Origin of the sequence: Gemmiger formicilis, from assembly GCF_016901605.1 — a bacterium.
Classification (GTDB): Bacteria; Bacillota; Clostridia; order Oscillospirales; family Ruminococcaceae; genus Gemmiger; species Gemmiger formicilis_B.
In genome coordinates this window covers 1-12,062 of sequence record NZ_JACJKP010000001.1, presented here as the reverse complement: position 1 = coordinate 12,062, position 12,062 = coordinate 1, and the positions used below count along the sequence as shown (strand labels likewise).

Genomic DNA, 12,062 nt, shown 5'->3' with positions numbered 1-12,062 from the left:
TGGTTTCTTACAGGTCGTCGGCGTCCTGGGTGGGGGTCTCGTACTCGTTGTCACTGGGTACGCCGGTCCAGCTGCCCAGAGGGTCCTGCCGACTGGCTGCATCTTCAGCGGAAAGCGTTTCCGGTGCAAGGGGCATTTCCTGTACGGTATCCGGCACGTAGTGGGGCGGATAATGGGCGGAATCGGTGCCTACCGTACGCCGGGGCTTGTCCGATGCACTTTCCGGATCATCCCGGTACGCAGCATCGGTCACTTCACCCAGATCGGTCCAGAAGGTATCGCGCTCATCCTCGGCGCCGCGGGGGCCAAACGGTTCATGAAACATAACTACAACCTCCTTTGGTATACAGGCAGGCCATGCGGCCCACACTATACCATAGATTTTTACACAAAGAGGTGTTGTTTATGCGTTCACGGGCCGGTGTTTTTTGGTACAGCCTGGGTTTAACGCTGCTGCTTTTGCTGCCGCTCATTGCACTGACAGCGTTTCTGATTCATCAGCGGCAGCAGCAGAATGAATTGCGGCAGGCAGCGGCAGAACGCGGCGGTTTGCAGATCGAGCAGGGTGCCCAGGATACCTGGTGTGCATTGCTGGTGGTCCAGCAGGAGGAACCTGCGTTTGTGCTGGTCCGGGCCGATGGTCCCGAACAGAATGTGACCTTTTGCGCATTGCCGGGGAAATTACAGGTGCAGGCTCCGTCCGGCACCACCACGCTGGCCGCCTGCACGCTCTCGGCCGGGCCGGGGCGTGCCGTGCAGCTGCTGAGCCAGACCGTTGCCACGGGGGAAACTGCCCAGCGGCCGCTGCATTATCTGGCGGCGACCCAATCCTGCTGGCAGGACTGCGCCGGAGAAGAAGCAGTTGCCCGGCTGGATACCGCTTCGCTGCTATCCCAGGCAGAGCGGGCATCCATTGGCTACGGGGAGGACTCGGTGGCGGAAGCAGGTGCGGCCCAGGCGCCGGAACTGATCGCCAAACTGCAGAACTGCCTAGATACCCCGACGGAAAAGGCCGATGCCCGTGCTGCCGTGTGGGAAGCCTTTGCGCGGCAAAATGAAAATTTTCTGGCATCCATGCCCGAAGCCTGGAAAAGCTACAGCGCCCGGATACTGACCGACCTGATGGCCACTGATTTGGCCGATATGAAAGCAACACTGCAATATATAAGCAGTCAACCAGGTATGACTACCGGCTACCGCAGTGCTGAAACCCAGCCCGCAGCAGGCGGAGAAGTCATGCTGAGTGATGACGGGATGCAAACCCTTCGGGAATTGCTGCGGTAAAAAGAAAAGGGACTGTTCTTTCGGAACAGTCCCTTTTGTGCTGTTTACTGCTGACGGAACCGGGAGAGAAATTCTGCGGTCCGGGGATTCTGCGGATGCTCAAAAATGTCTGCGGGAGTGCCTTCTTCGGCAATCACGCCGTCAGCCATATAGACCACATGGCTGGATACATCCCGGGCAAAGGCCATTTCGTGGGTGACCACGATCATCGTCAGGCCATCGGCTGCCAACTGCCGCATGACGGACAGAACCTCACCGACCATCTGGGGGTCAAGGGCAGAGGTGGGTTCGTCGAACAGCAGCACTTCCGGTTTCATGGAAAGCGCCCGGGCAATGGCCACGCGCTGTTTCTGACCACCGGAAAGCTGGCGGGGCTTGGCATGGATATAGGGAGCCATGCCCACCTTTTCCAGGTTCTCCAGCGCGGTGCGGCGGGCAGTTTCCTTGTCCTGGTGCAGCACGTAGCGCAGACCGGCGGTGCAGTTCTCCAGCACCGTCATGTTGTTGAACAGGTTGAAGCTCTGGAACACCATACCGACCTTGGCACGGTAACTGCAGGGGTCAAAACCTTTTTCGGTGATTTCCTGCCCGTGGAACAGCACAGCGCCGTTGGTGGGTGTTTCCAGCAGATTGATGCAGCGCAGCAGGGTGGATTTACCGCTGCCGGACGCACCAATCACGCAGGTGACGTCGCCGGGATTTACCGTAAAGTTCACGTCGCGCAGCACTACATGGGTGCCGAAACTTTTGGAAAGATGCCGTACTTCAATGATCGGTTCAGACATGGGCGGCGCCTCCTTTCATATCCAGATTCTGCGGTTCGTGCACGGGATCGGGCGCGTTGTGCATGCCGCTGGTATAGGCGAGGGTATCGGTGGTGTTCAGATCGTAGTTCTGCGGGCCGTCCAGGGCTTTCTCCCACAGGCGGAGCAGGTAACTGGCCAGCAATGTCATGGTCAGGTAGATGATCATGACGATCGTGGCGCTTTCAAAATAGGTGTACAGGGCACCTACCACACTCTTGTGGACAAAGAACAGGTCAGTGATGGAAATAACGGACAGTACCGAGGTGTCCTTGATGTTGATGATAAAGTTGTTGCCGATCTGGGGGATGATGTTGCGCAAAGCCTGGGGCAGAATGACGTGCAGCATGGTCTGCCAGTGGTTCATACCGATGGCCATGGCACCTTCGGTCTGGCCGGGATCGATGGAAACAATGCCGCCGCGGACGGTTTCTGCCATGTAAGCGCCGGTGTTGATGGAAACAATGAGAAAACCGGTGGCCCACATCCCCAGTTTGATGTTGAACAGCTGCATCAGACCGTAGTAGATGAAAACGGCCTGGACGATCATGGGGGTGCCGCGGAACAGTTCCACGTAGCAGCGCAGTACGCCGCGCATCAGCTTAATCAATGTGCGTTTCCAGAGCGGATCACGCTGTTTGTCCACCGGAATGGTCTGCAGAGCGCCTACCGCAAAGCCGATCACGCAGCCGAAAAAGGTGCCGACCAAGGCCAGCAGCAGGGTAGTGCCCGCGCCGCGCAGGTAAGAAAAACCGTACTTTTGCAGCACGGTGGCGCAGTTGGTAAAAAAGTCTTGCATGGGATTACTCCTTTGTGTTTTTCGGCCCGAGGCCAGAAACCACCACAGCCCCAGGCTGCCAAAAAATGGCTGCCTGGGGCAATGTGGAAAGATTACTCGCTCAGGGGCTGCACGCTGATGGCCTCATCCATCATGGTGTTGTAGTCATCGGCGGTCATGGTGGACAAAACGCCGTTGATGGCGTCCTGCAGGGCGGTGTTGCCCTTCTTCATGGAGATGCCGATGTTGATGTCTTCATCACTGACCTGGAAGTCGTTTTCACCGCCGCCAAAGTCCAGCGCTACAAAGTCCGGGTAGGCGACCAGCGCAGCCTGAGCGGTGGGGCGGTCGGTCACGACCACGTCGCAGGCGCCGCTGTCCAGGGCAACCAGCATGGCGGGAGCCGTTTCCTGGGCGGCCAGAATGGTCGCACCGGGAATCTGCGGCAGGCAGTTGTCGTACCAGATGGTGCCCAGCTGGCTGGTACATACGGCACCGGCCAGGTCAGCTACACTGGTGGCGGAAGCATAGGGGCTGTCCTTTTTGACCAGCGTAATGATGGACGCATAGTAGTACGGATCAGAAAAATCCACCTGCTGGGAACGCTCCGCCGTGATGGACTAGCCGGCGATGACACAGTCCACATCGCCGCTCATAACAGCGGGAATCAGGCTGTCCCAGTCCAGCTTGACGATCTGAACGTTCTGGCCCAGGGCTTCCGCGATCTTTTTGGCCATCATTACGTCGTAGCCGTACGCGTAGTCGCTGGAATCACGGATCTGAATGGCACCGTTGGAATCATCGCTCTGTGTCCAGTTGTAGGGGGCGTAAGCGCATTCCATGGCAACAGTCAGAGTGGTGGGATCGCCGTCACCGTCCGGTGCGTCGGAATCTGCAGCCTTGGAGCCGCAGCCTGCCAGACCGGCAGTCATCATGGCAGCCAGCAACAGGCTCAAAGTCTTTTTCATTTTCATAGGGTCCTTCTCCTTTTCCAAATCCCTCATAATCGCTAAAAACCCCGGTAATCCTTACGGAATACCGGGGCTCAAGCTTACAAATCCCGGCAGCAATACGGCGCAGAGCCTGCCGCGCCGTTGCGGCCATAGGATATTTTACGCTATCGAGTAGGTTTTGTCAAGTACAGATCTAAATTCCGGAAAGGCTTTTCTCATTGAGCGGTGGCCTTTTCGCCGCCCTTTTTGCTGGCGGCATAGGCGCGCAGAGAGTTGACCACAATGACCACGCCCAGGGTGATGAGCAGGATGGCCAGAATCAGCTGCAGGCCCTGCATCAGGAAGGTGGCCGTGCCGGCGGCGTAAGCCTTTACACAACCCACCAAAATCTGAACCAGCGCGGTAAAGGTAACGCACAGCATGATGATGAGCGGCGGGAACAGCATCTTGTTGCTGCGGCCGGTCACTTTCAGGAAGACGCACAGGGTGACGAGCACCAGTGCGCTGAGCAGCTGGTTGGCGGAACCAAACAGGGGCCAGATGTTGTTGTAACCGATTTTGGCAAGGATAAAGCCGAAAGCCAGAGTGATAAAGGTGGAAAAATAGGTGTTGCAGAACAATTTGCGCCAGGCGGCGGTGTGTTCCATGTCATCCACGCTGAACAGTTCCTGGAAACTCATACGGCCGATACGGGCCACCGCATCCAGGCTGGTCAGAGCCAGAGCGGAAACGCACATGGTCATAAAGACGGTGGCGGCATAAACGGGTACGCCGAACATTTCAAAGAAACCGGCCACACCGTTGCTGAACACCTGGAAGGGGGTGCCGGCGGCAGGGGTGCCGTCCGCCGCGGCGGAAGCACCGGCCACACACAAAGCCAGGACAGCCAGCAGGCTTTCCAGCACCATGGCACCGTAGCCGACCTTCAGCATGTCCTTCTCGTTTTCTACCGTCTTGGAAGAAGTACCCGAGGATACCAGGCTGTGGAAGCCGGACACGGCGCCGCAGGCCACCGTAACGAACAGAATGGGGAACAGGCTGCCGCTGATCAGGCTGCCGTTTTCGCCGGCCACCACGTTCCAGCTGGTGAAGGGCTGCAGGTTCATGGTGGGATGGGCCACCAGCAGACCGACCGCCGCACCGATGATCATGGCAATGAACATGAAGGTGGTCATGTAATCCCGGGGCTGCTTCAAAAGCCACATGGGCAGTACAGCCGCAAAGAAAATATACACAAAGGTGATGTAGATCCAGCCTTCCTTGCCCAGGATGATGGGGCAATTGGCGCCAATGACGAAGGAAAGCACGATCAGCACAATGCCGACCACCGCTTCTTTCCAGCCGTCAAAATGGAATTTCTTCTGGATCAGGCCAAACACCACGGCAAACACCATGAACATGATGGAAACCATACCGGCGGCACCGTTGGTTTTGGCGGCCGCAGCCAGCGAGGTGACACCGTCGGTGGTGGTGTAGGCGTTGAAGGTACCGGCCACCATGTCGGCAAAGGCGGCAATGACCAGCAGGGTGAACAGCCAGCAGAACAAAAGGAAGAGCCGGCGGCCCAGTTTGCCGATGTATTTTTCAATCAGCATACCCATGGACTTGCCGTCATTCTTGACACTGGCATACAGGGCACCAAAGTCCGTTACGGCGCCGAAGAAGATACCGCCCAGCAGGACCCAAAGCAACACCGGCAGCCAGCCGAACGCGGCGGCCTGGATGGCGCCGGTGACGGGGCCCGCCCCGGCAATGGAAGAAAACTGGTGGCTGAACACGGTCCAGCCGTTGGTGGGAACATAATCTTTGCCATCTTCCAGCCGCACAGCAGGGGTTTTGGCGTTGGGGTCCACACCCCAGGTTTTGGCGATCCAGCGGCCATACCCGGCGTACGCACATACCAGGCAAACCGCTGCGATCAGAACGATCACAAGCGTATTCATGATTCTACTCCCTCTTTCCTACAATTGAATTTACAATCGCTTGCTTCATTACTTTAGCGCGCTGATGTGCCTATGTCAATAATTTGTCAATATTTTGGAGGTTTGACGGTTTTTTGGTTGAAAAGTAGAAAATATATAGACTGTTTTGTATAAAATGTGCAATTGACAACCTTGTTTTGAATGGATAGTATAAAGAAAAACGGGTGTCTTTGTCTGAAAACGCCCTGATTCAGGAGGTTTACCATGAAGCAATGGCTCAAAGATGCAGTGTTTTATGAGATTTATCCGCAGAGTTTCTGCGATACAAACGGGGATGGTATCGGCGACTTGCCGGGCATTACTTCCAAACTGGACTATATTAAAGGTCTGGGCTGCAATGCCCTGTGGATCAACCCCTGTTTTGACTCCCCCTTCAAAGATGCCGGCTATGATGTGCGGGATTACAAGAAGGTAGCTCCCCGCTACGGCACCAACGAGGATCTGGCCCAGTTGTTCCGCACAGCCCACGAAAAGGGCATGCACGTGCTGCTGGACCTGGTGCCCGGCCATACCAGCGAGGAACACCCCTGGTTCAAAGCCAGCAGCCAGGTGGAGAAGAATGAATACTCCGGCCGGTACATCTGGACCGATCACTGCTTTGCAGGCGGTGACGGTATGCCGTTTATCGGCGGCGAGACCGACCGCAACGGTACGTATATCCTGAACTTCTTCAAGTGCCAGCCTGCCTTGAACTATGGCTATGGCAAAATTCATGAATCCTGGCAGCAGCCCACCGACGCACCGGATTGCCGTGCTACGGTGGAAGCCATCAAGGATGTGATGCGCTTCTGGCTGGCCATGGGCTGTGACGGTTTCCGGGTGGATATGGCGTTCAGCCTTGTCAAAAACGATACCCATCACAAAAAGTATACCTGTGCCATCTGGCGGGACATTGCCGCCATGTTGCAGGAAGAGTATCCCCAGGCGGCATTGATCAGTGAGTGGAACGCGCCGCGTCTGGCCCTGAAGAACGGTTTTGACATGGACTTTATGCTCAGCGGAACCCATAACGGTTATGACTGGCTTATGCGCGCTTATGACGGCACCATGGATTCCAATCCGCACAACATCGGCAAGGCGTATTTCTGCAAGGATTCCGGTACCGGCATTGACAAGTTCCTGGATGACTGGCTGCCTAGCTATAAAGCGACCCATAAAGACGGCTTGTACTGCCTGATTACCTGCAACCACGATACCATCCGCCCGGCAGCCGGGCTGACCACCGACGAACTGCGCATTGCCTACGCCATGCTGTTTACTATGCCTGGAGCGCCGTTCCTTTATTATGGCGACGAAATCGGTATGCGGTACCAGAAACTGCCCACCAAAGAGGGTGGCTATTTCCGCACCGGTTCCCGTACTCCCATGCAGTGGGCACCGGGGAAAAACCTGGGCTTCTCGGACGCAGCACCGGAATCCCTGTATCTGCCGGTAGACCCTTCTGCGGACGCGCCTACGGTAGCACAGCAGCAGGAAGATCCCAACAGCCTGTGGCATACGGTGCAGTCCATTCTGGCATTCCGCCATGCCCATCGGGATCTGGATTCCGATGCACCTTTCAAGGTGTTGTTTGCCCCTAAGGCTAAGGGGGATTACCGTCCCTTTGCCTGGCGCCGCGGCAAATTGATCTGTGCGGTCAACCCGGCAGGAGCGCAGGCGGAACTGCCCCTTAAACTGAAAGAGGGAACCCGTACGCTCTTTGTCATCGGCAGCGCCGAAGTGCGTGGGGAAGACCTGATTCTGGGTGACCAAAGCTTTGCCGTGCTGGGATGATCCTTGCTATAAAGCAGGGCGGTGAATGGGTTTTATCGCCTGCCGGGATGGGCATTCCGGTTGGTATGGTGGCAGAGCTGAAACATTGGGAAGACTGCGGAATCATCCCTTGAACAGCGCGTTTTATACAACAAACATCCCGGGAAAGGCATGCCTTTCCCGGGATGTTTTAGGTTGATTGTGGTTTTACAGCGTTTTCAGCAGAACTTCTTCCATGGGGCGCTTGGGCACACAGTAGTCCCGCGCGTCATCCAGATAGTACTTGGTGTCGCCGTCTTTCATGGAAACCAAATGGCTTTCGTGACTGGGGTAACCCAGCGCTACCATATAGCGCAGCTTAACGCCTTCCGGCAGACCCAGCAATTTGCTCAGGGCCGGGCGGTCGATGGAACCCATCAGGCAGCTGCCCACACCGTGACCCCAGGCGGCCGCCGTCAAGCTGCCCATGGCCAGGCCGGTGTCTGTATCACTGTAGCCAGGCAGCCGTTCGTCCTGCAGCACGGCAATAAATGCGACCGGTTGTTCACCCGGTTTGGGGCGGCCCAGTTCCGGCGGCAGGCTGGCAGCCCAATGAACCAACGGTTGTACAGCTGCTACGGTCTCCGGGCTTTGCACAATGATATATTTCAAGGTCTGGCGGTTGGCGCCGCAGCTGGCAATGCGGGCGGCATCCACTGCCTCGGTCAAAATCTCCGGTGCCACAGGGCGCTGTTCAAAGCGGCGGTAGGTGCGGCGGGTGCGCAGGAATTCCATGATTTCCACAATCGGTCACATCCTTTTTTCAGTTTTTTCCATTATACCAGCAAGACGATCATTTATCAACGACGGTGGAAGTGCGTCCGATACCCACTGCCGCCGAGGCAATCTTTTTCCAGCTGCTGCAACCGCAGATGCCGTCGGCCGTCAACGAAAAATCTTTTTGTATAGCCTTGAGTGCGTTTTCGGTAGCTGAACCGAAAATGCCGTCCAGTGTGCCGCTGGGGTAACCCAACGCGTTGAGGGCGTCCTGCAGGATCAGCACATAGGTGTTGCGGCTGCCCCGGCGTACGGTAGGGTAGCCGGCGGTAGTGGTGGGGCAGGCGGGCTTGCCGTAACGGCGGTCAAAATGCACCCAGGTGGGCGTCATGGAAAGGGGTTCCACATATCCCCAGGCACCGGTGGCCACGGCAGTGTCGTAGATTTTCCGGCGTGCGCTGCTGCTCAGGCTTTGGCCGACATCAAACGCCACACCGGCGTAGTGTTGGCTGGTGGTGCCGTGGCCGCCTTCCCAAATGCGCTTGAATGCGTACCCCACAGGGATTCCACTGCCGTAATTGCGGCGGGTCAGGTTCCAGGCTTCCATGGCGGCTACCGTAGTCCACAGCACGTTGGCGTTGCTGGACCCGCGGAACTCCCGCACCCGCAGCGTAGTGCCGGAACTGTAAGGCATTGCATCGTTTTCGCTGAGATTGTAGGTGTAGAATTTGTTGGTATAGGAATCGTACACTAAGACTTTTGTCATGATGTTATCCCTCCTTGGAACGCTGGCATTCACTGCACAACGCCTGGGCTGCGGTGCGCAGGCTTTCCCAGGTGGCTGCGTCTACTACTCCCAGAGTGGGCAGTCCGGCGGTAAGCTGGTAGCTTTCCAGAGCCTGCTGGGTAGCAGCATCCAGTTCACCGGTTTCCGGTACAAAGTTGTATCCCTGGTCCACAGAGGCAATCAGATTCAGCCAGCGCTGTACCTGCCGTACCGCAGGACCAGAACTGCCCAGCGCCAGGGATGATGCGGGCCAGACACCATCCGGCTCAGGGGCGGCCGCCGCGGGGTTCACTTCAGCCAGCGCCTGTGCTGCCTGCAAAAATGCCGTCCAGTCAGCGGTGGTTACAATGCCGGTCTCGGGCAGGCCAAAGTACCGCTGGGCGCTGCGCACAGTGATTTCCAGGTTGCTGTCAAAGACGTTGTCCGGGGCGGTGCCGTTCAAAAAGTTGATCTCCGGCAGCCATTGCCCTAAAAATTGCAGCAATTGGTCCAGGCGCAGTACTGCCAGTCCTTTGTCGCCCGGCCGCAGCGTGCTGGCGGGGGCAGGCAGTGAAACGGTCCGAACCACCGGGCCGCTGGTGGCAAGGCTTTGTGCGGCGGTGTACAGGCTGTTCCAGGTCAGCAACCCCACAACGCCGTCCACTGTTAATCCGGCACGGGCCTGCCAGGCTTTGACGGCTTTTGTGGTGGCAGAACCGAATACGCCGTCCACCGTTACAGTGGGAATGTCGCTGTAATAGGCCGCCAGCCGCCGCAGATAGAACTGTACCGCCCGCACGGCGGTGCCGCGGCTTCCTTCCCGGACGGTGGTGGTGAACTGGCCGGGTGCTACGTTGGGGTCTACGATCTCGTTGGCTACCGCCAGTGCCACTTCGTTGAGCTTGTTCCAGGTGGCGCGCCCCACCAGGCCGTCTGCCGTCAGGCCGAACAGGCTCTGGAAGCCGGTCACGGCATTTTGGGTTGCAGCCCCAAAACTGCCGTCTACGTTGATGGAGGCAAGGGAAGTATAGTTGTCCGCAGCCAGCCGCAGCCAGAACTGTACCAACCGTACCTCCATCCCCGTATCGCCCCGGCGCAGCACCACACCGGGCCAGGCCGTGCCGCCAAGATCGCTTTGCATATCCAGCCAGGCGTCGTACAGAGCATCCCAGGTGGCCTGCCCAACGATGCCGTCGGCAGTCAATCCCTGTTCCTGCTGGAAAATTTTGACCGCCCGTTCGGTGGCGGCGCCAAAATTGCCGTCCACCGTCAGGTTGGGCAGTGCGCTGTTGAACTGTGCCAGTTCCGACAACCAGAACTGTACCTGTTCCACCTCGCTGCCGGTAGAACCGCGGCGCAACACCACGCCCGGCCAGGTACCGCTGCTTTCGGTGCCGGTGGCGGTTTCGCCTTCACTGGTCAGTTCGGCCAGATCCTTTACGCTTACATAGATATAACTGATCTTGTACCAGGTGGATTTGCCCACCAGGCCGTCCGCAGTCAGGCTGAATTGTTTCTGGAACTTTTTCACGCAGCTTTCGGTGGTGGCATCAAAAGTTCCGGTCACTTCTGGTTTGCCAAAGGCCGGGTAATCTTTGGCAATGCGGGAAAGCTGCCGCTGCAAAATGCTTACGCTGGTTCCGGTGGAGCCACATTTCAGCGTGATACCCGGCCAGCTGGACGGGATACTGGCAATGTTGTTGGTGGTCACCAACTGAACGCGGTCCCCGTAGTAGTAGCGCAGGATCTGCAACGCGTTCTTTCCTTCGTTGGCACGGTCTACCGTGCCCCACTGCTTCATACCGGGGCAGGTCACAAGCTTACCGTCGCAGTACTCGGTAAAATAGGGTTCCTGATCACCGAACCGCCGAACATAGGTATTGAACAGTTCGGCGGTCAGCCGCTCCATCACCGCAAAAACAGTGCGTCCTGCCACGTAAGCCTGATCATAACCGGGGGAGCCGGTAATGTTGAAAGAATATCCCCGGCTGGGATACCATTCGGTCCAGATACGGTTGAGCGCCAGACTGATCTGGGCCAGAATATTGGCCCGCAGGGCTTCCTCCGGCCAGGTGGGGTACACCTCGCTGGATGCCACGTTGGCGATGTATTCCTGAAATCCTACCGTTACGTTGCCCACGTTGGCCGAAGGTTTGCCCAAATGCACGGTAATCTTTTTGGGGATGACCACCTCGGTGAGTACCCGGGCGTTGAGGTTCTCTTCCGGTGTGGGGCCGCTGCCGCCGCCACCGGCAAACAGCACGTGGGGCGGAATGGTGGTGATTTCTCCGTTTTGCTCTTTGGCGCGCGTATCGGCCAATGTGGGGTTGCCGGTGGTTTCCACCGGTAAAAATTCCAGCCGGGCCACCGTCTGCTGGTCGGCAAAAATCTGCACACCGTCCAAAATCCGGGGCTGCCAGCCGTCGGCTTCCGCCGTAAGGCGATATACCGAATACGGGCGGACTGTACGGTTGTTTTCATCCAGGCTGTAACTTGCGTCCGGCGCGGGCAGGTCCAATGGCTGGCTGGCACCCGATGCATCGGTGGTCATCCGGGAAAGTACCGCCCCCGATTCATCCGACACAGTCAGGCGAACGCCGGGCAGGGGAGCAGCCTGCTCGGCGATCGATGTGTAAACGATTAAATTTCCGTTTGGCATACAAACACCTCCTGCCCACAGGCTATGCCGGGGTGGGGCGGGAGGTGACAAGGCAGGGGTGACACCCGGAAACCGACAAGGGGCCACCTATGGGTGCGGGCGGCCAAAGGTCCGGCTGCTGGGTGGCGGAGCAAAAAGCAAAGCTTGCATCCCGGCGGGTATCGGAATTATAATGGGCATATCCACCAGGTCTGGTTTGGCGACCTGGATTGACCCCATACCGAAACGTTACCGGTAAAAATTGTATCAGTCTTTTCCCGTTATGTTGTATCCATGAAGGAGGTACAAAACAATGGCAATCAAGAAAAGGGAACTGAGCGGTACCCCAC

The 12,062-nt window shown here is 57.5% G+C and carries 9 protein-coding genes and 1 pseudogene; 2 read left to right on the top strand and 8 right to left on the bottom strand.

Annotated elements, in window-relative coordinates; all coding sequences use genetic code 11:
• Window positions 1–7: 7 nt before the first annotated feature.
• A complete protein-coding gene (locus H6B10_RS00050) occupies window positions 8–325 on the bottom strand; it encodes a hypothetical protein (protein ID WP_204648908.1) in 318 nt (105 codons plus the stop codon).
• An 80-nt stretch (window positions 326–405) separates the two neighbouring features.
• Between H6B10_RS00050 and H6B10_RS00045 the strand changes: the two genes are divergently transcribed.
• Window positions 406–1,284, top strand: coding sequence for a hypothetical protein (locus H6B10_RS00045; RefSeq protein WP_204648869.1), 879 nt, complete (start codon window positions 406–408; stop codon window positions 1,282–1,284).
• Between the two features lie 44 nt (window positions 1,285–1,328).
• Here the strand turns inward: H6B10_RS00045 and H6B10_RS00040 are convergent, their stop codons facing one another.
• The 4 genes and pseudogenes from H6B10_RS00040 to H6B10_RS00025 form a co-directional block, all read right to left on the bottom strand.
• The gene (locus H6B10_RS00040) at window positions 1,329–2,069 is read right to left on the bottom strand and encodes an amino acid ABC transporter ATP-binding protein (protein ID WP_204648868.1); all 741 of its coding nucleotides are present in this window, start codon (window positions 2,067–2,069) and stop codon (window positions 1,329–1,331) included.
• Window positions 2,062–2,886, bottom strand: coding sequence for an amino acid ABC transporter permease (locus H6B10_RS00035; RefSeq protein WP_204648867.1), 825 nt, complete (start codon window positions 2,884–2,886; stop codon window positions 2,062–2,064). Before H6B10_RS00035 ends, H6B10_RS00040 begins: the two co-directional genes overlap by 8 nt.
• A gap of 92 nt (window positions 2,887–2,978) precedes the next feature.
• A pseudogene (locus H6B10_RS00030) lies at window positions 2,979–3,707 on the bottom strand (transporter substrate-binding domain-containing protein).
• Window positions 3,708–4,033: 326 nt separating this feature from the next.
• On the bottom strand, window positions 4,034–5,761 hold the full coding sequence (locus H6B10_RS00025) for a carbon starvation CstA family protein (protein ID WP_204648866.1): 1,728 nt from the start codon (window positions 5,759–5,761) through the stop codon (window positions 4,034–4,036).
• Between the two features lie 243 nt (window positions 5,762–6,004).
• Between H6B10_RS00025 and H6B10_RS00020 the strand changes: the two genes are divergently transcribed.
• The gene (locus H6B10_RS00020) at window positions 6,005–7,573 is read left to right on the top strand and encodes an alpha-amylase family glycosyl hydrolase (RefSeq protein WP_204648865.1); all 1,569 of its coding nucleotides are present in this window, start codon (window positions 6,005–6,007) and stop codon (window positions 7,571–7,573) included.
• 186 nt (window positions 7,574–7,759) lie between these two features.
• Here H6B10_RS00020 and H6B10_RS00015 read toward each other — a convergent pair whose 3' ends face one another.
• From H6B10_RS00015 to H6B10_RS00005, 3 genes are read right to left on the bottom strand one after another with little or no spacing between them, the layout of a single operon-like run.
• The gene (locus tag H6B10_RS00015) at window positions 7,760–8,326 is read right to left on the bottom strand and encodes a nitroreductase family protein (protein ID WP_207751549.1); all 567 of its coding nucleotides are present in this window, start codon (window positions 8,324–8,326) and stop codon (window positions 7,760–7,762) included.
• 58 nt (window positions 8,327–8,384) lie between these two features.
• The gene (locus H6B10_RS00010) at window positions 8,385–9,074 is read right to left on the bottom strand and encodes a peptidoglycan-binding domain-containing protein (protein WP_204648864.1); all 690 of its coding nucleotides are present in this window, start codon (window positions 9,072–9,074) and stop codon (window positions 8,385–8,387) included.
• Window positions 9,075–9,078: 4 nt separating this feature from the next.
• Window positions 9,079–11,733, bottom strand: coding sequence for a peptidoglycan-binding protein (locus H6B10_RS00005; RefSeq protein WP_204648863.1), 2,655 nt, complete (start codon window positions 11,731–11,733; stop codon window positions 9,079–9,081).
• Window positions 11,734–12,062: the final 329 nt, after the last annotated feature.